This is a genomic window from Psychrobacter sp. 1176_08, assembly GCF_052850615.1.
In genome coordinates this window covers 145,024-169,180 of record NZ_VXCU01000008.1, presented here as the reverse complement: position 1 = coordinate 169,180, position 24,157 = coordinate 145,024, and the positions used below count along the sequence as shown (strand labels likewise).

Genomic DNA, 24,157 nt, shown 5'->3' with positions numbered 1-24,157 from the left:
ACCTAACTATGTTTGCTAAAGCAGTTAGAATAAAAAATAAAACCGCATAAAAAAGCCCTACTATCTTTCGATAGCAGGGATTTTGGTAGTTAAAACACTTTTACTACAGTAGTTATATTTATAGTGAAAAGTATTTTATGGGTTGACTGAAGCAGTACGACTAGGCAACCGAGTAAAAATTGTACTTATAGTACATCGAACGAGGTTAACAACGTCGTACAAATTCAGTTAAGGCATAAATTACATCATGCCGCCCATTCCACCCATACCGCCCATTCCACCAGCACCGCCCATGCCAGCCATACCATCATCTTTCTCTGGTAGGTCAGTAATCATGGCTTCAGTCGTTAGCATGAGACCAGCAACAGAGGCAGCGTTCTCTAGTGCTGAGCGTGATACTTTTGCTGGGTCAAGGATACCCATCTCAAGCATATCGCCGTATTCACCAGAGGCCGCATTGTAACCATAGTTACCCGTACCATTTTTCACTTCATTCACTACGACTGATGCTTCTTCGCCAGCGTTAGTTACGATTTGACGTAATGGGGCTTCCATGGCACGACGTAGGATGTTGATACCAGCATCTTGGTCATCGTTGTCGCCTTTTAGTTCAGACAATGCATTCATGGCACGAACCAATGCAACACCGCCGCCAGGTACAACACCTTCTTCGACCGCGGCACGAGTTGCATGTAGCGCATCGTCAACACGGTCTTTTTTCTCTTTCATTTCAGTTTCAGTGGCTGCACCAACTTTGATTACTGCTACGCCGCCTGCTAGTTTCGCAACGCGCTCTTGTAGCTTTTCTTTATCGTAATCAGAAGTAGACTCTGCGATCTGACGATTGATAGACTCAACACGGTTTTCGATGTCAGCTTTGTTACCAGCGCCATCAACGATCACGGTGTTTTCTTTACCAACAGTGACTTTTTTAGCTGTACCCAATTGCTCAAGAGTTGCAGTCTCTAGGCTTAGACCAATCTCTTCAGAAATTACGGTGCCGCCAGTTAGCGTTGCGATGTCTTCTAGCATGGCTTTACGACGATCGCCAAAACCTGGTGCTTTAACGGCACAAGTTTTTAAGCCGCCACGCATGTTGTTCACAACTAGAGTTGCCAATGCTTCGTTTTCTACGTCTTCAGCTATGATAAGCAATGGCTTGCTCTGCTGCATGACCTGCTCAAGTAATGGCACGATCTCACGGATGTTGCTGATTTTTTTGTCAACAAGCAAGATATATGGGTTTTCAAATTCAGCAGTCAGGCTGTCTTGTTTGTTTGCAAAGTACGGGCTGATATAACCACGGTCAAACTGCATACCTTCGACAACTTCTAGGGTATCTTCAAAGCTTGAACCTTCTTCAACCGTAATAACACCTTGCTTACCGACTTTTTGCATCGCTTGCGAAATCAACTCACCGATTTTGGTATCTGAGTTAGCAGAGATAGAACCTACTTGCGCAATGGCTTTTTCGTCATCAGCAGGGGTTGATAAGTTATGGATTTCTTTAACGGCTGCGCGAACGGCTTTGTCGATACCGCGCTTAAGATCCATTGGGTTCATGCCAGCAGCGACTGACTTCATGCCTTCTTGCAAGATTGACTGAGCCAATACCGTTGCAGTAGTCGTACCATCACCAGCGACATCATTTGTACGGCTAGCGACTTCACGAACGAGCTGCGCGCCCATGTTTTCAAATTTGTTTTCAAGCTCGATTTCTTTGGCAACCGAGACACCATCTTTAGTGATGGTTGGTGCGCCAAATGATTTATCGATAACCACATTACGGCCTTTAGGGCCTAGAGTAACACGTACTGCGTTTGCTAGGACGTTTACGCCGTCCATCATTTGTTTACGGGCATCAATGCCGAATTTTACGTCTTTTGCCATGGTAAATTACTCCATTATTATAAGTATGAGAATACAATTGAATGATTCGTTCGTATGGTTATGAGTATTTTTAGCTAAAAAATGGTCAGCCAAAATATGCTGTTAAACCATTAGCCTTCTAACACGCCCAATACGTCAGATTCTTTCATAATCAATAATTCTTCACCGTCAACTTTCACTGTTTGACCAGCATATTGACCGAACAAAACTTTGTCGCCAGCTTTTACATCTAATGCGCGCGTTTCGCCATTGTCACGAATTTGACCATTACCTGTTGCCAGCACTTCACCTTGTGATGGTTTTTCTTGGGCTGAACCAGGAAGTAAAATACCACCAGCAGTTTTTGTCTCTTCTTCTATGCGGCGGACGACAATACGGTCATGTAAAGGACGAATGTTCATCGATATGACTCCAAAAATTGGTTATTTGAATTAAGGGTTTATTTGAATAAATACTCTCAATGCCAATATCTATCAGAAGTTCTGTATAAAACAGTATTCTAAAGATAAGCCTTGAGCTTGTTACAAAAAGTGGGGGCAGGACAAGTGCGGTTCAAGTGTAAAGCTCAAAAATTTACAAGATTTTTTGTACCCTTGTTTTTTGTATCTTTGAAAGTTTGAAAGATTGTCTCGCTTTTCGCATTTCACAAAATTCAAAAATCCACTTGTCGAAAATCCCTTAAATAAAAATGGTGATAACGCTATGAAACAAACCAGTGAACGAGCTGTAGAATCTGTCTGATACTCTATGTATCGATTTTCATTATGTTGATAATGCGCCACTTGTTATGAAACCAACGGTTCCGGCTTTAATGGTAACATTGGCTACAAGAGCCAAACGACAAGATGACTGGCTACTCTTGAAAAGGTAGCCAGACATGGCCATTATAGGTGTCAAAGTTATTAAAACAGCCCAACGCTATTAAAAAAATTCCCATCAAAATCTAATATGTCTTATAAAAACCGATCAAGGAACATTCATGAGATTTTTATCAATGAACAAAGCATCTCTTATCACTAATGACAAACAGCGCAGCAAGTCTAAGATTTTGACTGCCTTGACCACAGGCACCAGTATTGCTGCTATCGGAGCTTTAAGTATGACTGCCCCTACACTTGCTAACGCAAAGACCGTACAACCTTCAAGTGCCAATTATAGTTTTACCGTAGAAGACAAATATAAAGGAACCGCGACTCGCACGCTAAACCAGTCAGGTAATACGTGGAAGTACAATGTGAATGCCAGAGTTGCAGGCGTGGCAAGTGCCGCACAAAGCAGTACGTTTACCATTAACGGTAATAATGTCGTGCCAACTCAAGCCCAAACTACCTATAAACTGCTCGGTCTTGGTCGTACTCATAAGCTAAACTTTAACCCAAGTGCCAAAAAAGTTACGAGCACTTATAAGGGCAAAACAACGACCATGAATATGGCACAACAAGCATTTGATGACTTGAGCCTCGAAGTGCAAATTCGCCAAGACCTACTGAATGGCAAATTCTCTGGCAATTATTACATGGCAAAAAAAGACAAAATAGAAAAAACCCCTTTTAAGAAGTCTGGTAATACCAAAATCACCGTACCAGCTGGTACCTTTGATACGGTACGTGTTGACCGTATCCATGAAGATGACAGTCGCTCTACCAGCTTTTGGCTAGCCCCAAGTTTGGATTACTTACCTGTAAAAGTCAGCCAAATTAATGATGGTAAAAAAATGGACTTAGAATTAACCAAAGTCAATTAATAAAAGCAGCTATCCCTTTGAAGGTTTAAGATTTTTTATCTCAAGAGGATAGGCAATAAAAAAGCGGCGCTCTATATTAGAGTGCCGCTTTTTTGTATGGGAGGATTGATCCTTATGAACGCGGCTGTTTTACCACGTTGTTCATCGAGGGCAAACGTTTGAGTAAAATAAACAACCAAATGTTAATCCCCAATAATAACAAGAAGTCGATTAAATAAACGCCTATCTCAGCCCAACTACTACCATAAGCACGTGTAAATAACACCACACCACTGGCACCCAAATACACCAAGGTAAACATACTGGCTATTAACAATGCATAAGGCGAGCGTCCTCGTACTATCCATGGCGTCAAGATAAAGGCGGGCACTAACCACAATGCTTGCCATGCGACACCACCAACAATGTCAGGATTGCTCGGATTAAAAACGCTAATAAAAACAGGCAATCCAATGAGCCTATAAATCAGCCAAGCTAACCAAGTCATCAGCAAACGCTGACGAATGGGAGCAATAGGTTTTTTAGCCTTAGCAGGTTTGCCTACTCTTTTTTCAGGCGGGGTAATATTTGTCTCGCTATCGGAGTGGTTGGTAACCATTGGATATATTTATTTCCTAATTAATAACGCAGTGCTTCATTATTCTCATATCACCATATGATAGTGGCTTAACGACGCCAGTTGGCTTGTGCCAAAGCAGTTGCACTAATGGCCAAACGGTGACCTTGAGCGATTGCCAGCTCACGCTCATCGGCAGTGATTGGTTGATCATGCGCAGCCCCACTAACATGACTGGCACCATAAGGCGTGCCACCTCGATCTGTACGATTTAGAGCTGGTTCTCCATAAGGTACACCAAGAATAATCATGCCGTGATGTATCAATGGTAACATCATTGTCAGCAATGTCGTCTCTTGACCACCATGCATCGAACCTGTGGCAGTAAACACGGACGCTGGTTTATTTTGTAAATTACCTGCCAGCCATAGCGTCACCGTATTGTCCCAAAAATACTTCATAGGCGCAGCCATATTACCAAAGTGCGTTGGGCTACCGAGCGCAAGACCGCTACAATTTTTTAGATCATCCATCGTACAATAAAGATCACCCTCGTCTGGTATCGCAGGCTTATTTACCGTGGTTTCAGGGGCCACTGTTGGTACAGTGCGGATACGTGCGTTCATTCCCGCATCTTCAATACCTTGAGCGATAGCATAGGCTAATGTTTTAGTCGTACCATAACTGGAATAATAGAGTACCAAAACATAAGGGACAGTCTGACTCATTAGCAACACTTCCTCATAAAATCGTTCACGTTATTATTGATAACCATCGTCTACATCGGCTTATTTTTATGTTTGCCAATCAGACCATTATTGACCTGTCATATATCAATTCATAGTCAGCCGTTTGCACCATAGAATTGCGTATACATTATGCCCGAGTCTTTCCCTGACATGCAAACCACCTTGCTTCATATTGTAGCGCTTAAGAGCCGATAGTAGTCCCTACTGTGCATTTTGACACAATTAAAGGGCAGAAGATAACGGCGTATCTTTGTTACACTATTGTCACTTTATTGCTTGCTAAATGGTCGACATGGAAAACTTAATAAAAAAAATCCCGTTTTTGAATCAACGCTGGTTTCAATTTTTGCGATTTTTAACGCGGCATTTTTTTGAAGACAATTGCCAGCAAAAGGCAGCATCACTGACGTACACCACGATGTTGTCCATTGTGCCTATATTGACGGTACTGTTGATGATTCTATCATCTGTGCCTGCATTGTCATCGGTCAGAGCACAAATCTATGAGGTCATTTATAGTAATTTACTACCGCGCTCGAGTATGCAAGTTAGCGAGTATATCAATAGTTTCGCTGAAAAATCGTCTAATCTGACCATCATCGGTGCCCTCATTTTATTTCTAACGACCATCATGACGCTGACAACCATCGAGCGCGCATTTAATCAAATATGGCGGGTAGAAAATCGGTCAGGCGGTATCAAAAGCATGATGCGTTATTGGACCATCGTGACTATGGGGCCCTTAGTATTAGGCACTGCCTTTATCGCGTCAAGTACGGTACAGAGCCTAAGTTTTCTAAACCGACAGATCGCAGGTTATGGTATCGATTGGTCTTTTTGGGTACAAGCCGTATCGATTGGTATTACGTTGGCGGGCTTCATTGGAATGTATTGGTTCATTCCTAAAGCGCGTGTACCTGCAAAGAACGCCGCTATTGCAGGTATATTTGTGGCCATTGTATTTGAATTGATGAAGTACCTTTTCGGTACTGTAATGGCCAACTTTACCAGTTATGAAGCGATTTATGGCGCTTTTGCTGCCCTACCCATCTTTTTATTATGGATCTTTTTATCATGGAACCTGATTTTATTGGGTGTTGAGATTAGTTATACCTTAACGATTTTTGAGACCGAAGAGGTGTATCCTCGTCACCCGTTACTCAGTTTGCTTGACATGCTCAACTTGGTATATACGCACCATCTAAAAGGTGAGGCTGTCAGCGAACAGGCGCTGCGTAATGTATTGGGACGTAAGGAGCTGCCAAAATGGTATACCTATATCAACTATCTACAAGACAGTAATCTCATTACCATGACCGAAGATGATGATTATGTGCTCAAAAGAGACTTGAGCAAAATGACATTGTGGGATTTTTATCGTACGTTACCCTACCCTTTGCCGATCAAAGATGAATTCGATGAGATGACAATAGAAGATCAAAAACCTTGGCTAAGCCTTTTGGTCGCGCGTTTTGAGAATACTGAATCTTATGCTAAACAACAATTAAACCTGCCTCTGAGTACTATTTTTGCCGACAGTGAACCGCGTAAAAAAGCCGACTCCGATGAAGAAAACGCGCTCAAAGGTCATAAAAATAATTTGTTTAGAAAGACCAATACCAAGACACCATCAGTCAGTTCTGCCTCGAAGTCCCCTTCAAATCTCGAAAAGTCGCCACACTTTGATCCTGCGACTTATGATAAAGAAAGCGATGTCGAGTATGACGAGCATAATAATGAAATATTGATTCCTATGGACGCCAACAAGGTTCATGACACACACCATTCTGAGACAGATACTACCAGACGCGATGTTCACAAACGTTCTATCATTACTGAAGCGGATAACCCCCAGCCTTATCAGCCAAATAAAAAAGCCTGAACTGATGTAGAGCTCAATATAGTATGAGGCTCAAAACAGACTGATAACATGGCAAACAAGCCTTATCTCTATTGTATGATTATTTTTGGATATTTTTTAGCTTATGACAGTAAATAAAGACGAGACAAAAAGCTTGTGGATGCGATTTTTTGATAGGGTTCAAAATATACCCAAGTCGTTCATTCAGCTATGGTCGCTCCAGACATTGACGGATTTACCGGATCGACTTAGAAATTTGTGGCAGCAACTTATCGGCTCTTACTGGTTTATTCCAACGGCCTGCGTACTTGCAGGACTGTTACTTGCGCCTTTATTATTGACGATTGATCAATATTTTGATCGGGAAGCGGTGAGGAAGATTACGTTTGCGTTTACCGGTAATGATGATGCTGCACGCGCTATCATGACGTCGATTGCAGGAGCCGTTTTAGGCGTAGCAGGGACCACGTTTTCTATTACCATTGCTGTACTATCCATGGCCTCGTCTCAGTTTGGTCCACGGTTATTGCGCAATTTTTTGACAGATACACCAAACCAGTTTGTATTGGGTGCTTTTATTGGCACCTTTAGTTATAGCTTGCTCGTACTAAAGTCTATTCATAAGTACGACGTCGACTTTGGTGTCCCGCAATTAGCAGTGACTTTTGCCATTATCATGGCTATTATTTGTGCGCTTTTACTGGTTTACTTTGTCCAACATATGGTTCACGCCATTCAAGCATCACATGTCATTCAAGGTGCCAGTAATGAAGCCATTAAAAATATTCACTATTGGTATAGCGATCGTTGCGAGATTCAACATCAGCGTGATATTGAACATCAAGACCTTCAGACGTTTCATACATGGTCTTCGACACCCATTTACCCATCAAGCTCAGGTTATGTTCAACAAATCTATCTTGAGTCACTGATCACTCTGACTCAAGAGTATGGCGGCGTGGTACAAATACAAGTCAATACGGGTGATTATGTTACCAACCAAAACGTTATTGGGTATTTTTACCAACGACCAGCCGATCATGCCAGCAACCAGAAAATCACAGACTTGCCTCATTTGGCTGTTTTGCCGCGCGCACCTGATGGCGAATTTTGGCAGCGGTTTGCAGGCTGTATACGACTCGAACAACGATTGTCACATTCTAATGATATCTCTTATAGCTTAAGTCAAATGACTGAGATTGCTGTGCGAGCTTTGTCTCCTGGTATCAACGATCCAAAGACGGCCGTCAACTGTGTACAGTCTTTGACAAGTTGCCTGAGTATCATGATGCGCCGTCAGCCACCCACTTCTTATCACTTTCATGTTCCAACGCAAGAAAACGAAACGTCAGAGACCATAGACCAAGCACAACGCCTTTCCATATTGGCGGTGGTGACTTATATACCTACGATCTTGGACTTTATCAATATATCGCTTGGTGAGATACGTCGTTATGCGGCAACGGATCTGATGGTATTAAAAGCCTTGTGTCAGGCAATGGTCAATCTAAATTATTCTTGCGTCAATCATGCCCAGCAACAAACGCTCCTGCATGAGCTCGAGTTGATTAAACGGGCAGGAGAAGAAAATTTAAGCTATCAAGAATTGGTGGATGATTTGATGGAGATGTGCCAACAAGCAAAGCAATTCATTCTTGATGAGGACGCCCAACACAAGCACTTCCATTATACCAGCGATTTTGCCGCTCACATTCGTCAGTCGCTACAAACACAATCAAGCTAATCATTACACGACTGGCAATCCTCAGACTTGTATAATGTTATGACTTATACAAAGATGCCGGCTTAATTACTATAAGTCCTAGGCTTAATTACTATAAGTCCTAGGCTTAATTACTATAAGTCCTAGGCTTAATTACTATAAGTCCTAGGCTTAATTACTATAAGTCCTAGGCTTAAGGTAATTTCATATTTATACGAGACCCACTTTATGGCCACTGCAAACAGCCTCACTATTCTTGAAATCAGCGCCATATTTTTATCGATTACTGCTTCACTGTCTTATATCAATCATCGCTTTATTGGCCTACCGACCACGATTGGTGTCATGGCTATTTCCATCTTGTTGTCTATCGGAGCGATATTTTTAGGCTTTTTGGGGTTTGATCAGCTCATTGATTATGAGGTCAGTCTATTAGAGCAGCTTGATTTTACCGAAGTATTATTAGATGGCATGCTCTCCATGCTGTTATTTGCAGGCGCTTTACATGTCAACATTGGTGATTTAAAACGTTATAAGCTGCCGATTGGCATTCTTGCAGGGCTTGGCACCATCGTATCGGCTTTGCTCATTGCCATTGCTATTTATTTTATGTTGCCCCTATTTGGGTTTGGTTTACCTTTTATTTGGTGTTTACTGTTTGGGGCTCTGATATCGCCCACCGATCCTATTGCGGTCATGGGTATTCTTGCTTCAGCTGGCGCACCAAAAAGCGTTGAAACTGTTATTTCTGGCGAATCATTGTTTAACGATGGTATTGGCGTGGTTATTTTTGTGTTGTTGCTTGGCATCTTAGCCAGTGGCGACATCCCAACGGTCAATTATGTAGCACATACATTAGCAGTTGAAGCTGGTGGTGGTATTCTTTTTGGCTTGGTACTTGGGGCAATCTTGTATTACTTGTTAAAGAGCATTGACAGTTATCAAGAAGAGGTATTGCTCACCCTAGCGGGCGTCATCGGTGGGTATGCATTGGCCAGTCACTGGCATTTATCAGGCCCACTTGCTATGGTTATGGTCGGTCTCATGGTTGGCAATCGTGGGCGAGCGCTTGCGATGAGTGATAAGACGCGGCATTACATCGATTTGTTTTGGGAATTGGTTGATGAGATTTTAAACGCTATCTTGTTTGTTCTCATTGGTCTAGAAGTGGTAATGATTGTATATTCAAGCAATTTATTTATCGCAAGCGCATTGACCATCATCATTGCCTTGATGGCACGTTTCATTGTCGTGGGAATGACCACCAAAACCTTTCATCGTCAACTGGATTTGCCAACTGGGGCTTGGAAAGTATTGACATGGGGCGGACTGCGTGGCGGTATCTCAGTCGCTTTAGCATTGCAGTTACCGATGGGCGATGAGCGCGATATTTTATTGGCACTTACTTACGCCGTCGTCATATTCTCTATTTTGGTACAAGGGTTGAGTGTTGGCCGAGTGGCAAAAAGTATTCGTCCTGATGACAAAAAAGCCAGCGTATAAATAAAATCTCTGTACCAAAAAGCATTTGCAGTATAGTCGAGTCTAAATAAAACAGATACATTATAAGACAACGCTGAACTGGAATGAATTTTTTGGCTTGCTGTGCCTTCGCAAACATAGACTGCAAAAAACCTATTCCAGTCACGCTGTATCGGTTTTATACCGAACTCATTATAAAAAGCCAGCATAGAATATCGTCTATGCTGGCTTTTTGGTAAATTTTGAAGCGTATTAACCACATTTCAATGTCTACGATGTTCTATATCAAACCCTTTCGCTTCATATTACGATATACCACAATAACGATCAAAACATTTAAGACCAAGATGCCAAAGTTAAACCAATCAAACGGATTGGCTAGCAGATAGTAAAGCTCAATAGGGATAAATATACCGTAGCCAAGCACACCAAACCAATACGCCCATGTTCTGTCCTGCCACAGCCCATAAGCTTCAACGAAGCGTAAACTGGCATAAGCCACAATCAATATTAAAAATACTGGCCAATTTTTGCTTGCTTGTTGAGCAACTTGTACGGCACTGTCCACTTGAGGTGCCAATAGCTGACCGAATCTTCGCTGCCAAAAATCTGCAATCATTGTCAACCAATGATCAAGATTGGTATGCCACGACCATAACGCCATTGCCCCTAGCAGTGCGCCCACTCCTTTAACCACCTCATAGATTGCCACCGCTTTGATGGACTCACTAGAAGTACTGCGCGGGCTTTCATGCTGGTCACGTAAATTCGGCTCATAATCCTTCGAGGATGGCAGCAGATTGTCATCTTGTCGGGGCAAATTAGCCAAAGAAAGTCTCCACAACACGGCCTTGTAGTTGTTGGTTAAAAAATGGCGTGTTTTTGCCGCTTGATAGCATAGATTGTGCTGTCACTTGCCATTCTATATTAGGATCAACCAATATAGCCCCACCAATTTTCTCGTACTGCTCACTGATCCCAGCAATTTTAGCAGGATTCAAACAAATTTTATCTACCAGTTGCTCTAACGTAAGGACTTCATCATGCACCAGCTGACAAGCCAGCGCCATAAACGTATCAAAGTTTGAGATACCAGGTGTACTCTCAGCAAACGGCGCTTTTTTAGCTGTGCTATTTAGTGGTTCGTGATGACTACAAATCGCATCAATCGTGCCATCTTTTAGACCCCGTCGAATGGCTTGTTGGTCAGTATTACTGCGTAGTGGTGGTAACACATAGGCTTGTGCGTTAAACCCTTCTAAATTGTCATCTGTCAAATAGAGTTGATGCATGGCCACATCACAAGTCACGGGCAGACCTTTGTCTTTTGCCCAGCGCATCAGCTCGATGGAGGATTTGCACGACAATTGGCTAAAATGCGCTGCAATTCCTGTCTCTTCAACCATCAATAACTGGGTAGACAACGCCACCGTTTCAGCAATCCATGGAATACCCTGTAACCCATGATAAGACGCAATATAACCCTCATGCGCGACCCCATCTCCCGACAAGCTTGGCTCATCTGGATAAAAGAAGACTTTCATGCCAAACGTCGCTGCATATTCTAGAGTACGTAACAACACCAAATCATTACGGAATGGTCTGCGCGCGTTAGAGACAGCGATACAGCCGCCTTTTTTTAAGCCTGCAATATTGGAGGGTTGCTCGCCTTCTAACCCAGCGGTCAATGCACCCAAAATATGTAAGTAAATGCCACCATCATCCAGCGCACGCTCACGCAAGCCTTTTAACAAAGACCCATTTTCTAGGATAGGATTGGTGTCAGGTGGAATCACCACATGCAAAAAGCCATTGCCACGAGCCGCGCGACCTTCTGATTCTAGCGTACCGTGTTGCTGTTGACCCGGTTCACGTAAGCGCGCGCACAAATCAACCAATGGAGGTAGTAACCACATTTCACGCTCAGTTCCGATTGAAGCCAGTTTGTCTGTGACAGTATTTGGCAGAGCGTTCTTAATGGTTTGAGGAAGGTGGTCAAGTATCGGTGCTTCAGTATTGAGCATAGTAGACATGAGCGTTATTACCGTATCAATAAAATAAAAGAAATAAGAATAAAGTGGCGAGCAAACTATTAACGGTTGCCAGCCTGATGCGCGCGTTGACCTTCCATCGCTAGTGATAACACGGCCATACGAATAGCAATGCCGTTATTCACTTGCTTTAAGATCACCGACTGCGCCCCATCAGCCACGCTCGACGCAATCTCAACGCCGCGATTCATCGGCCCAGGATGCATGACCAACGCATCAGGTTTGGCAAGTGCCACGCGCTCAGGCGTAATACCATAGTGTTTATAATACTCACTCGACGACGCTAATAACGGCGAACCAATACGCTCATTTTGAATTCTTAATCCCATGATGACATCGCAGTCCGTCACGCACTCATTCATATTTTCATAAACGTTTACCCCATAACGCTCAATTCCTTTAGGCAATAACGTAAGCGGCGCACAGACACGAATATCCTTAACACCTAGAGTCTGCAAAGCACTAATATCAGAGCGTGCTACTCGTGAATGCTTGATATCACCAACGATAGCCACTGACAGCTCTTCAAATGGGCGCGGCGCTTCTCGGTGAATGGTCAGCATATCGAGCATACCTTGGGTGGGATGGGCATGCCAGCCATCACCACCATTGATAATGGCAATATCAGGCGTCACCTCTGTGGCCATAAAATGTGCGGCGCCAGAGGCCGAATGCCGTACCACAAAGATGTCTGCCGTCATCGCTTGCAAATTCCACAGCGTGTCGCGTAGGCTCTCCCCTTTTTTGGTACTGGAGCGTTCGATATCGATATTCAATACATTGGCACCCAAACGTTTTTCAGCGACCTCAAAGGTGGTACGGGTACGAGTCGATGGCTCAAAAAACAAATTCATCACCGTATACCCTTCAAGCTCAGGACGGTTGATCAATTGTCCTTTATCATCAAAAAACGTTTCTGCTTTGGCAATAATGGCTTGCAACTGTGCCTTATTCAGACCTTCAACACCCAAAAAATGGCGAATACTACCATCAGTATTTAGCTGTGGACGACTCAGTGAAGTATTGAGTTTTTGGTGAATGGCATTGGAATCGAGTGTGGCATAATCAGTCGACAAGACCGCATGTGTTGAATTGCTATCGGGAGAATTTGACATAATGGCAAGTCTTTATTGTGGGTTTATATGAGTCTATCGTAATCACTTATTCATTTTTATTCGAGCACTTACGGTTGATACGCACAGACACGAGGACATTCAGTCACTTATTTGCTACAATTTACGCTAAAGAAATAGGCACTGTATAATACCTTTAGCAGCTCTATAAATGAGATAAGTCAACCTTTATCACCTATCTTAGAGGATAGGCCTATCAAAATATAAATGAATAATAACAGATATAGTGTAGCTGATTTTTTGGTCAGGACAAAGTTGCCTGATGAGCTATTTCAAAATCTGTCAAATTAAACGTGGTTCATGTAACCCTTCCTTCTTTTAATACTGATCTAGTTTTTACTCACACTATCATACAGCAGGACATCTTATGACAACCTTAGCAAACTATCTCAACGATCACGCAGCCAATCCTGCCCTTAATGATGTGATTACGACCGTCACTGACGTGGGTAAAACCATCTCACAGTTACTAAGAAAAGGCGCTTTAGCGGATATTTTAGGGGAAGCGGGTAATCAGAACGTTCAAGGCGAAGATCAGAAAAAACTGGACGTATTGGCTAATGACTTGTTACTAGATGCTTTGGCAAAAAATGCACATTGTGCTGGCGTTGCTTCAGAAGAATTGGACGATGCGACTCCTGCCAACGCTGATGGTAGTTTACTGGTATTGTTTGACCCATTAGACGGCTCATCAAATATTGATATCAATATGGCCGTTGGAACGATTTTTTCGATTCTACCGTATGAACGTCAAGGCCAACTGAGCGAAAACAGTGATTACTTACAGGCAGGTACCAAGCAGCTTGCAGCAGGATATTTATTATATGGTACCTCTACCGTATTGGCGCTGACGATAGCAGACAAGGTTGTCATGTTCAGCTTAGATCCAGATACAGGTGAATATGTACTGATAGAGGACAATGTGCAAATCGCAGCAGATACCAGCGAATATGCAATCAATGCCTCAAATTACCGCTATTGGCGTGCGCCTATGCAGCAGTATATTGATGAGCTAATCGCAGGCGAGACAGGTGTGCGCGGTCGCGATTTTAACACACGCTGGGTGGCTGCTATGGTGGGTGACGTTCATCGTATTTTGTGCCGCGGCGGTCTGTTCACTTATCCGTTTGACACCAAATATGCCAATAAAGCCGGTAAATTGCGTTTGATGTATGAAGCCAATCCAATGAGCTTACTGATTGAACGTGCTGGCGGCGGTGCCACTGACGCGGTCAATCGTATTCTAGATATCGAACCTAACGATATTCATCAACGCGTACCTGTGGTGCTTGGTAGTAAGAATGAAGTCAATTACGTCAAAGACTTACATGTGAATTATACTGAAAAATAATTGTTTGCAACGTGCATTAATAGCAGCCAGTATAACGTCTAACGTCTAACGTCTAACGTCTAACGTTTATATGACATTATGCTGGTTATTCAAACCATTCTCATTTTATCCTCTTCTCTAAGCGATCCACTATGGTCTCAAATCCCACCGAGCTGATTACCTCAGATAAGAATACGACAGTCAAACTGGTCAAAGCGCTATTGACGCAAGCGCGCCAGCGTAAAAAGCATGGTCAGACAGTTATTGAAGGTGTTCATCTTATTGATGCAGCCCTTCGTAGTGACTATCCATTTGTCCAAATACTATTATCCGAGTCAGCACATGCTCATCCTGAGGTACAGCAAGTATTAACGCGCCTACCAACCTACACACCTATTTTAACGCTCTCAGATGCGCTTTATGGAAGTATCCGAAACCTAGGTACTGGCATCGATATCATGGCAGTCATCAAGGTGCCAACGCCCACTTTATCGACCATAACAGAGGATTGCTTGATCTTGAATGATGTACAGGATAGTGGCAATGTTGGAACGCTACTACGTACAGCAGCAGCGGTTGGCATCTCCAATATTCTGTGTACCAATGCCACCTCTCAAGCATGGTCTCCCAAAACCTTGCGTGCAGGTATGGGTGCGCAGTTTGCCCTCACTATCTATGAAGGCTTAAGCGTACAGGATATTTTAGATTATGTACAAACACCATTGTTTGCCACTAGCTCTCATACCGATACGGTCATCTATCAGCATGACTTAAAAGCCCCCATTGCTTGGATTATGGGTCATGAAGGTCAAGGGGTTTGTAATGAGCTCATGCAATGCGCCACCCCTATTGCATTGCCCCAGCCAAACGGACAAGAGAGCCTCAACGTCGCAATCGCAGGATCGCTTTGCTTGTATGAGACTTTACGGCAACGACATTACGCCTAGACATTACGCCTTAAAATTGTCTTACATATAAAAAACCCACTATCAGCAGATAGTGGGTTTTTTAAACAATCGTCAGCGGAACATTTACTGGCAACCTAGATTTTGCTGGTCAACTCAGGTAATGCCTCAAACAAATCCGCTTCTAAGAAGTAATCTGCCACACTAGCAATCGGTGACTCTGGGTCATTGTTGATAGCCACAATAACCTTAGAATCTTTCATACCCGCTAAATGCTGAATCGCACCTGAGATACCAGCAGCGATATAAAGCTGCGGCGCTACAATCTTACCAGTTTGACCGACCTGCATATCATTTGGTACATAACCTGCATCAACAGCAGCGCGTGAGGCACCGACAGCAGCACCTAACTTATCAGCCAATGGCTCGATGTATTTAGTGAAATTTTCACCATTTGCTAAGGCACGACCACCTGAAACCACAATGCCAGCTGACGTGAGTTCTGGACGATCAGATTTGGCCATCTCTTCATTTACAAAGCTGGCTTTACCAGTTTCTTGTACGTTATCAAGCGTCTCAACAGTAGCAGAGCCGCCTTCACTTGCAACCGGATCAAAAGCGGTAGTACGAACGGTCAATACCACTTTGTCTTCTGACGTTTTAACAGTGGCCGTCGCGTTACCTGCATAAATAGGGCGCTCGAATGTTTGCGCATCTATGACAGCAGATACTTCTGACAACATACTAACGTCAAGTAACGCTGCGACGCGCGGTATGAAGTTCTTACCAGTTGTAGTAGCAGGTGCAATGATATGGCTGTAATCACCAGCGATATCAGACACTAGTAAGGCAATGTTACCTGCCAATTGATGCTCATAAGCAGCATTGTCAGCTAATAGTACTTTAGACACGCCTTCAGCCTTGGCTGCTTCATCGGCTACGGCTTGATTGCCACTACCTGCAACCAATACATGGATATCGCCACCGATTTGTTTAGCAGCAGCGATCGTGTTTAGAGTTGCCTTTTTTAGACTGGCATTGTCATGTTCTGCATATACCAAAATTGCCATGGTTTTAATCCTTTATTTTTTTGTATCGTCTATTCATTTGGTTGTTTCTGTCCAATGTTGTTTATACTTTCAGCTTTAATATAGCTTCGTTTTAGTATTACAACACTGGACAGGATAGGCTATGAAAAAGTCTTAAATGACTTTTGCTTCATTTCTTAGCTTATCAATCAACTCATCAACTGACCCTACTTTGATACCAGCTTTGCGATCAGCAGGTGGCACCACTTTAATAATCTCTTGCTTGGATGTCATATCAACACCAAAGTCAGCTGGTGTCTTCTCGTCAAGCTGCTTCTTCTTTGCCTTCATAATGTTTGGCAATTTTGCATAACGTGGCTCGTTCAAGCGCAAGTCTGTCGTGATAACCGCTGGCAAGGCTAATGAAACAGTTTGTAAACCACCATCGATTTCACGAGTTACGTTTACTTTATCGCCTTCAACTTTCACTTCTGAAGCAAAAGTACCCTGACCAATACCCATCAGTGCGGCTAGCATTTGACCAGTTTGGTTGTTGTCATCATCAATGGCTTGTTTACCCAGCAAGATAATATCAGTGCTTTCAGTTTCAGCAATATTCTTTAGGATTTTAGCAACTTGCAATGGGTATGGTTTTTCGTCAGTCACGACTAAAATACCACGGTCTCCGCCTAGGGCTAAGGCTGCGCGGATTTGCTCTTGCGATTCTTTTGGACCGATTGATGCCACAATAACTTCATCAATAACGCCCGCTTCTTTTAGGCGAACCGCTTCTTCTACCGCAATTTCGTCAAATGGGTTGATTGACATTTTAGTGTTTGATAGATCAACGCCAGAGTTATCAGCTTTTACACGAACTTTCACGTTATAATCAATGACACGCTTGACCGCTACTAATGCTTTCATACGTTCCTCGTTTATTAATGTTATGAATTAAAAATGATCAGTTAAGAACCAAAGGTTCAGGATTGTTCAAACTGTCGTTCAAAGTTGTACTTAAAGTGATGATTGCTCAGCAGAAACAGAGGTTAAAGCCAAGCCAATCATTATTATCAGACCTATGTATCTTGCGTGAGCACAGGCATCACGTCAAGACAGCGCCGTGAATAATGCGTCATAAATTTGTCACTATTCTATAAAAAATAGTTTATAAGCGTATCACTTCACCGTTTCTGCTTAAATATTTAACGCTTCACACCTTTATAGCATTGCTAACGCTCTATCCATTTAACGTTTTGTTATTATTTATCTTCTTAAAACTACCAGATTACCGAAGTTTTATCATGATAAGCGCTTATCAGTTTTAATCAATAGCTCACTGTCGCGTACGTCATCAAACAAACTCCAATCAGGTGTCACATCATTATTTTTTATCACACTCATATCACCTGTAGTTTCCATAATAACGGCAAACACTTCGGTTTTGGATTTGATACCATTTTTACGTAATACTTCTTGAACGTCACTGGTAGCAAGGTTTGCTTCTTTTAGATTATCCCCAAAATACTCACCATGCGCCATTAATATAATGGCTTGATTGTCGATTAAAGCCTTTAATGGCTTCACTTTTCGCCTGATGACCGATATTACACCTTGTATTAAAAATAATACAGCCACTGCAAACAGCCCTTGCAACAATGCTGGTGTATCTGATATTACCGTTGAAGCAAGGATACTACCGATAGCCACTGTCATTGCAAAGTCATGACTTGATAGCTTAGAGAAACTGCGCAGTCCCATCAGCCGTGTGAACAACATAAGCCCCATATAAAACCCTATCGCAGATAGAGAAATACCTAGCACTTGTGGCCAGTCCATTGAGAACCAAGTTTCCCATTTCATAACACATCCTTTCTTCTTACATGTTTTTTACATCGGTATTTTTACCACTTCATAACACTTGCCGTTAACAGCCATCACTTTATCGTTTCACAAAGAAAAAAGTATAAAAAAAGCAACCTGATGAGAGGTTGCTTTTTTTTGAAGTCGAAACAGTATTTTTATTGTTTTAACAAACAAAGTAATCAATGCTTATATGTAATCTACCTATTATTGAATCTACTGAAAATCAGTCGATTCAATAAAAAATAAGATTAGATAGCTTCGATTTGCTCAGCCTGTGGGCCTTTTTTGCCATCACCTAAGATGAAAGACACTTTTTGGCCTTCGGCTAGAGTTTTGAAACCATTGCCTTGGATAGCGCTGTAGTGAGCGAATACATCTTGTCCGCCATTGTCTTGAGCAATAAAACCAAAACCTTTAGCTTCATTAAACCACTTTACAGTGCCTTCAACTTTATCTGACATAAATTTTCCTAACTCTTTAACTGTTGGTGAGACTTGTGTCGCCACCGATTAATTGATATATACCCAAATTATTTTTTGCTTGGCTTGATGATTAAAACCATCAAACTACCTCAGAGTTAACATAAGGTTTTTGCCTAAAAATCTTTGAATACCACTTGATTATAGCAGCTTTTCTTAATCGCAACTGGTTAAATTGATGATTTTTGTAAACGATTATAATCAGTTCAAAAAGACCAATTTATTAAGCAACCAATCACCTATCATACTGATATTAAATATAATTTTATTATTAGATATGCAACGCCCAAATAAAAACCAATGATTCAACCTGAGGCATATCAGTGCTGCAAATTATAATGAGCAACAATACAAAAATATTCTATTGAAATATGGGTAGCCATGGCGAGCTCAGCACTAGTAAACAAAGGGCAAAAAATATCAATGAAAATGACTGACTATAAGCGATATATTTGGCTGGTATGACCAAGTCTTTGGGAGAGTCAGGAACCCCTTTACGTTTTAATAGACGTGTTCCATAAATCCAACCGAAAGTCGTATAAATACCATAAGCTGCAGGAACCGCGATAGCCAATGGCGTTAGATCTATCACATATAACATGACTACGGAAATAAAGAACCACAGCGTGTCTAGGAGTGAGCTAACTTGAAAAAACTTAGACTTTGGTAATTTGCCATTCGTTTTCTTGAGCATTTCTCCTTGTATCCAAATTAACACTGCTATCACGGCGCTGAGCGTAACATATATGAATTGCGGCGTTAGCCAGTCAGGATAAGATATTTGCACAACATACAACCTGTAATCTATGAAAAATAAAAATGAAGGAATTTTTTGTTCTCTCCAACCTGTCGAAGACAAATCAAGATAATGACCGTCGTCTCATTGAGCAAACAATTAAAGAACACAAAGGCGATAATCTACATTGGGGAGTTACCACTGCTTTTCAAGCCATATGATTAGACCTCTATGAAAACGTATTCAAATAGTAGCGATTAAAAAACCCACGCTATGCATTCATAGCGTGGGTTTTTATGACTAACTAGGCTTGTATCCTAAATAGTTGCTTAGTTCTTGTCTTTATCGATAATCTTGTTGCCACCAATCCAAGGCATCATGCCACGTAGTTTGGCACCAGTCACTTCAATTTGATGCTCAGCGTTGTTACGACGACGGGCGGTCATTGATGGGTAGTTGGTTGCACCTTCAGAAATGAACATTTTCGCGTATTCGCCAGACTGAATACGTTTTAATGCATTACGCATGGCTTCACGAGACTGCTCATTAATAACCTCAGGGCCAGTCACGTACTCACCGTATTCAGCGTTGTTACTGATTGAATAATTCATGTCAGCAATACCGCCTTCATACATCAAGTCAACAATCAGTTTAAGCTCATGTAAGCACTCAAAATATGCCATTTCTGGCGCATAACCTGCTTCAGTTAGGGTTTCAAAGCCCATTTTTACCAGCTCTACCGCACCGCCACAAAGAACGGCTTGCTCACCGAATAAATCCGTTTCTGTCTCATCTTTAAACGTCGTTTCGATAATACCTGAACGACCACCACCAACACCAGCAGCGTAAGAAAGCGCTACTTGCTTGGCTTGACCTGAAGCATCCTGATAGATAGCGATAAGATCAGGGATACCGCCACCTTTTGTGAACTCAGAACGAACGGTATGACCTGGCGCTTTAGGCGCAACCATGATGACATCAAGGTCACTACGTGGTACGACTTGGTTGTAATGAATCGCGAAACCATGAGCAAATGCTAAGGTGGCACCTTCTTTGATATTGGGTTCAATCACGTCACTGTAAAGCTCTTTTTGGAACTCATCAGGCGTCAAAATCATGACCACGTCAGCGGCCTTTACCGCTTCTTCTACTTCAGCAACTTTTAAGCCAGCGTTTTCAGCTTTTTTCCATGAGCCTGAGCCTGCGCGTAGACCGACAGTTACTTCGACATCTGAATCTTGTAAATTAAGAGCGTGTGCATGGCCTTGTGAACCGTAGCCAATAATGGCAACTTTTTTGCCTTGGATAATCGATAGATCACAATCTTTGTCATAAAATACGTTCATAAATAGAGTCCTTTTCCTCAATCATGGCTTACCATGGATAAATGAGCGCTTAGTTTACAGCCACTTTATATACGTAAGTTGTTACCTAAGCGCGATGTTAAATTCTAAGTAAATAAGTTTAAAATATGATGTTTGAATACAATCAGCGTTGGTTATAAGCTAAGTGTTTTCTCACCACGAGCAATACCAATCACACCTGAACGTACAACTTCCATAATACGGTCACGACCAATCACATCAATGAAACCATCTAACTTCGCTTTGTCGCCAACGATTTGAATGGTATATAAAGCCGCATTGACGTCAACAATTTGGGCGCGGAAAATATCAGCACTGCGCTTGATTTCTTCACGCACGTTACCTGTTGCACGTACTTTGATCAGCATCAATTCACGCTCTACATGTACCGTGTCTGATAAGTTATGCACTTTAACGACTTCAATCAACTTATGCAATTGCTTGGTAATTTGTTCAATTCTTTCAGGTGAAGTAATAGTCGTTAATGTCAAACGTGAAATGCTTGGATCATCGGTGGGCGCAACGTTTAGTGTTTCGATATTATAGCCACGTTGTGAGAACAAGCCGACCAATCGCGACAACGAACCTGCTTCATTTTCCATTAATACTGAAATAAGATGTTGTTGCTGCATTAGGTACGCTCCCCTTTTGTTAACCACATATCACGCATGGCTTGTCCAGCAATTTGCATCGGATACACATGCTCATTACGATCGACATAAACGTCAATGAATACCAATCTGTCTTTAATTGCCATGGCCTCAGCCAACTGTGCTTCCATGGTCTCAGGATCGGTGATCTTAATACCCACATGACCATAACTTTCAGCCAATTTTACAAAGTCAGGCAATGAGTTCATATAAGACTGTGCATGGCGACCTTCGTACAACATATCCTGCCACTGTTTGACCATACCCAACTGAGCGTTGTTTAAATTCAAAATCTTGACTGGTAAATTGTATTGCAAGCACGTAGACAGCTCTTGGATATTCATCTGAATAGAGCCTTCGCCAGTAATACACACCACGTCGCGCTCAGGATTGACAAGCTTTGCGGCCATTGCATATGGTAGCCCGACGCCCATCGTACCAAGTCCGCCTGAATTCAACCACTGACGCGGCTCATCATACGTGTAGTAAAGTGCAGCAAACATCTGATGCTGACCCACGTCACTTGTGATAATGGCTTTGCCATCGGTAATTTTGCATAATGCTTGTACAACGTTTTGTGGCTTAATGCCGTTGTCTGTATTGGTGTCATAACGTAAGCCATGACGTTTGCGCCATTCATTAATCTGTGACCACCAATCAAGTAGTGCATGTTGCTCAAGCTCTTTGTCGTGCCCAATAATATCTAACATGTCCGTCAATACAGACTTCACGTCACCAACGATAGGAATATGAGCAAGAATCGTTTTAGAAATAGATGCCGGATCGATATCAATATGGATAATCGTTGCATTTGGGCAGAATTTTTTGACGTTATTGGTGACGCGGTCATCAAAACGTGCACCAACCGCCAAAATCACGTCGGCATGATGCATGGTCATATTGGCTTCATAAGTACCATGCATGCCCAGCATACCTAAAAACTGACGATCAGAGCCAGGGAAAGTACCAAGACCCATTAATGTGTTGGTCACAGGTAAGTTTAGACGGTGAGCTAGATCTGTCAGCTCTTCATGCGCCTTACTCCAAATCACGCCGCCACCCGCATAAATAACTGGGCGCTGTGCAGACAATAAAGTCTCAACTGCTTTTTTGATTTGACCGCTATGGCCTTTTAGCGAAGGTTGATACGAGCGTATGAAAACCTCTTCTGGGTATTCGTATGCGAACTTTTCGTTGGGTGCGGTCATGTCTTTAGGCACGTCAATGACCACTGGTCCTGGACGTCCAGACTGTGCAATATAAAACGCTTTTTTGACAATACTTGGAATTTCGCTCGCATGACGCACCTGAAAGCTATGCTTCACGATAGGACGTGAGACACCAACCATATCGGTTTCTTGGAAAGCGTCTTCACCAATAAGGCTACTTGGCACCTGACCGGCGATTACAACCATCGGTACTGAATCCATAAAGGCGGTCGCAATAGCTGTCACGGTGTTGGTTGCACCAGGGCCCGACGTTGCTAATACGACGCCCGTCTTACCCGTCACGCGTGAGTAAGCATCTGCCATATGACCAGCCGCTTGCTCATGACGCACCAGAATATGCTCGATATTGTCTTGTTGGAACAAGGCATCATAAATATGCAGAACGGCACCGCCTGGATAACCAAAAATATATTCAACGCCTTCATCAGTCAGCGATTGAACCAATATCTCAGCGCCAGACAGCTTTACAGGCTGACCATTATTCTCAGCAAGACGTTGTTGTTTCTTTTCAAAGTTTTTGGCAGCATTACCCGTTTGGGTATGTCCAGTCATGTTTGGACTTTGCGTAGTTTGCGTCACTGTCGTCACCCTTTTTTGTGGCAAAAAATTGCGTTATTTCATAAAAGAAAACAACCACGTTTGCACATTGTTGTCCATCTCGTAAAAATGAATGCCAATCCTTGTGTAGGACAAGAATTTGTGCCCGCTGTATTTCAGCAATGTATGTAAGGTCAGTTTTGTGACGGTGTTTATCGATATACAGTGACAAGATGCGAATGCATCTATAAAAGAAGCTTATTATCGATGATGAATATCAGTCAGTATTTATACGAGTAGGTGGGCACGAATGCCACAGTATAGATAGAGTAAATTACTCTCATAGCCAATGCTATCTTATAAACTTCTTAGGTCTTATAAGTGCTTTAGCAACAACATCTATTTTCACATACCATATCAATTTAGTAATACCGTTAGAATCATGCGTAGTAAGTATCAAATAATAAGTTTATCTTAGTCATTGTAGACAGATAAGTCCGGAGACAATGTATAAAGTTTCAATAGTAATGCCTGTGATTACTATGTTTCTCATATCATTGTCACAAAGAAAATAAAACTGCGCCAGTTACCGATAAGTAACCCGTTGTCATTATTTTCAAGTGCCACGGCAATGCAATAAGAGCCGTTCACTGACCAATCAACTTCTATTATATTCGATTGTTTGTGAGCCATTGTCAAGAAAAAATTCTAAAGCCTATACCTAACTATTGGTTATTAAATAATATACATTCATAAGTAATATTTGTTAAAATCAGACGTTCATATTTTTTTAGTCTCATTAGCACGTTCAGATGTTATATTTATACTTACATCTGTTTTACCAATT

21 protein-coding genes are annotated in these 24,157 nt (G+C 42.2%); 6 read left to right on the top strand and 15 right to left on the bottom strand.

What is annotated here, in order from left to right; all coding sequences use genetic code 11:
• Positions 1-240: 240 nt before the first annotated feature.
• Together groL and FW759_RS11775 are read right to left on the bottom strand one after the other, a co-directional pair.
• On the bottom strand, positions 241-1,890 hold the full coding sequence (gene groL, locus FW759_RS11780) for a chaperonin GroEL (RefSeq protein ID WP_062843971.1): 1,650 nt from the start codon (positions 1,888-1,890) through the stop codon (positions 241-243).
• 110 nt (positions 1,891-2,000) lie between these two features.
• On the bottom strand, positions 2,001-2,291 hold the full coding sequence (locus FW759_RS11775) for a co-chaperone GroES (protein ID WP_010196840.1): 291 nt from the start codon (positions 2,289-2,291) through the stop codon (positions 2,001-2,003).
• A 578-nt stretch (positions 2,292-2,869) separates the two neighbouring features.
• On the opposite strand from FW759_RS11775, the gene FW759_RS11770 reads away from it, so the two are divergent.
• Entirely contained in the window at positions 2,870-3,634 is a 765-nt protein-coding gene (locus FW759_RS11770; protein ID WP_446443079.1) for a DUF3108 domain-containing protein, read from the top strand.
• A gap of 112 nt (positions 3,635-3,746) precedes the next feature.
• Here the strand turns inward: FW759_RS11770 and FW759_RS11765 are convergent, their stop codons facing one another.
• Positions 3,747-4,232, bottom strand: coding sequence for a hypothetical protein (locus FW759_RS11765; RefSeq protein ID WP_131400426.1), 486 nt, complete (start codon positions 4,230-4,232; stop codon positions 3,747-3,749).
• A 68-nt stretch (positions 4,233-4,300) separates the two neighbouring features.
• Positions 4,301-4,918: an NAD(P)H:quinone oxidoreductase gene (wrbA, locus tag FW759_RS11760; RefSeq protein ID WP_353671021.1), complete on the bottom strand. Its 618-nt coding sequence runs from the start codon at positions 4,916-4,918 to the stop codon at positions 4,301-4,303.
• A 313-nt stretch (positions 4,919-5,231) separates the two neighbouring features.
• Between wrbA and FW759_RS11755 the strand changes: the two genes are divergently transcribed.
• From FW759_RS11755 to FW759_RS11745, 3 genes are all read left to right on the top strand, one after another.
• Positions 5,232-6,821 carry a YihY/virulence factor BrkB family protein gene (locus FW759_RS11755; RefSeq protein ID WP_446443078.1) on the top strand — a complete coding sequence of 530 codons (1,590 nt, stop codon included), beginning with the start codon at positions 5,232-5,234 and terminating at the stop codon, positions 6,819-6,821.
• A gap of 103 nt (positions 6,822-6,924) precedes the next feature.
• On the top strand, positions 6,925-8,544 hold the full coding sequence (locus FW759_RS11750) for a DUF2254 domain-containing protein (protein WP_446443077.1): 1,620 nt from the start codon (positions 6,925-6,927) through the stop codon (positions 8,542-8,544).
• Positions 8,545-8,751: 207 nt separating this feature from the next.
• The gene (locus FW759_RS11745) at positions 8,752-10,026 is read left to right on the top strand and encodes a cation:proton antiporter (protein WP_446443076.1); all 1,275 of its coding nucleotides are present in this window, start codon (positions 8,752-8,754) and stop codon (positions 10,024-10,026) included.
• Between the two features lie 259 nt (positions 10,027-10,285).
• On the opposite strand, the gene FW759_RS11740 is transcribed toward FW759_RS11745, so the two are convergent.
• The 3 genes from FW759_RS11740 to FW759_RS11730 are packed head-to-tail and all read right to left on the bottom strand — an operon-like array spanning position 10,286 to position 13,171.
• Positions 10,286-10,834 carry a DUF2127 domain-containing protein gene (locus FW759_RS11740; RefSeq protein WP_446443075.1) on the bottom strand — a complete coding sequence of 183 codons (549 nt, stop codon included), beginning with the start codon at positions 10,832-10,834 and terminating at the stop codon, positions 10,286-10,288.
• Positions 10,827-12,038, bottom strand: a complete 1,212-nt coding sequence (locus tag FW759_RS11735; protein WP_446443074.1) for a dihydroorotase — start codon at positions 12,036-12,038, stop codon at positions 10,827-10,829. Before FW759_RS11735 ends, FW759_RS11740 begins: the two co-directional genes overlap by 8 nt.
• Positions 12,039-12,097: 59 nt before the next feature.
• Positions 12,098-13,171 carry an aspartate carbamoyltransferase catalytic subunit gene (locus tag FW759_RS11730; protein WP_062843964.1) on the bottom strand — a complete coding sequence of 358 codons (1,074 nt, stop codon included), beginning with the start codon at positions 13,169-13,171 and terminating at the stop codon, positions 12,098-12,100.
• A 385-nt stretch (positions 13,172-13,556) separates the two neighbouring features.
• On the opposite strand from FW759_RS11730, the gene FW759_RS11725 reads away from it, so the two are divergent.
• On the top strand, positions 13,557-14,540 hold the full coding sequence (locus FW759_RS11725; RefSeq protein ID WP_443509164.1) for a class 1 fructose-bisphosphatase: 984 nt from the start codon (positions 13,557-13,559) through the stop codon (positions 14,538-14,540).
• Between the two features lie 131 nt (positions 14,541-14,671).
• A complete protein-coding gene (locus FW759_RS11720; RefSeq protein WP_446443073.1) occupies positions 14,672-15,466 on the top strand; it encodes a TrmH family RNA methyltransferase in 795 nt (264 codons plus the stop codon).
• A gap of 95 nt (positions 15,467-15,561) precedes the next feature.
• On the opposite strand, the gene FW759_RS11715 is transcribed toward FW759_RS11720, so the two are convergent.
• From FW759_RS11715 to FW759_RS11680, 8 genes are all read right to left on the bottom strand, one after another.
• The gene (locus FW759_RS11715; RefSeq protein ID WP_446443072.1) at positions 15,562-16,494 is read right to left on the bottom strand and encodes an electron transfer flavoprotein subunit alpha/FixB family protein; all 933 of its coding nucleotides are present in this window, start codon (positions 16,492-16,494) and stop codon (positions 15,562-15,564) included.
• 132 nt (positions 16,495-16,626) lie between these two features.
• A complete protein-coding gene (locus FW759_RS11710) occupies positions 16,627-17,376 on the bottom strand; it encodes an electron transfer flavoprotein subunit beta/FixA family protein (protein ID WP_062843960.1) in 750 nt (249 codons plus the stop codon).
• Positions 17,377-17,751: 375 nt separating this feature from the next.
• Positions 17,752-18,312: a DUF421 domain-containing protein gene (locus FW759_RS11705; protein WP_446443071.1), complete on the bottom strand. Its 561-nt coding sequence runs from the start codon at positions 18,310-18,312 to the stop codon at positions 17,752-17,754.
• Between the two features lie 251 nt (positions 18,313-18,563).
• Entirely contained in the window at positions 18,564-18,776 is a 213-nt protein-coding gene (locus FW759_RS11700) for a cold-shock protein (protein WP_057758834.1), read from the bottom strand.
• A 379-nt stretch (positions 18,777-19,155) separates the two neighbouring features.
• On the bottom strand, positions 19,156-19,488 hold the full coding sequence (locus FW759_RS11695) for a hypothetical protein (RefSeq protein ID WP_323053118.1): 333 nt from the start codon (positions 19,486-19,488) through the stop codon (positions 19,156-19,158).
• A 371-nt stretch (positions 19,489-19,859) separates the two neighbouring features.
• Complete coding sequence (gene ilvC, locus FW759_RS11690) at positions 19,860-20,876, bottom strand: ketol-acid reductoisomerase (protein WP_062843958.1); 1,017 nt, start codon at positions 20,874-20,876, stop codon at positions 19,860-19,862.
• A gap of 152 nt (positions 20,877-21,028) precedes the next feature.
• On the bottom strand, positions 21,029-21,526 hold the full coding sequence (gene ilvN, locus FW759_RS11685; protein WP_062843957.1) for an acetolactate synthase small subunit: 498 nt from the start codon (positions 21,524-21,526) through the stop codon (positions 21,029-21,031).
• Complete coding sequence (locus FW759_RS11680) at positions 21,526-23,325, bottom strand: acetolactate synthase 3 large subunit (RefSeq protein WP_228139893.1); 1,800 nt, start codon at positions 23,323-23,325, stop codon at positions 21,526-21,528. Before FW759_RS11680 ends, ilvN begins: the two co-directional genes overlap by 1 nt.
• Between the last annotated feature and the right edge of the window lie 832 nt (positions 23,326-24,157).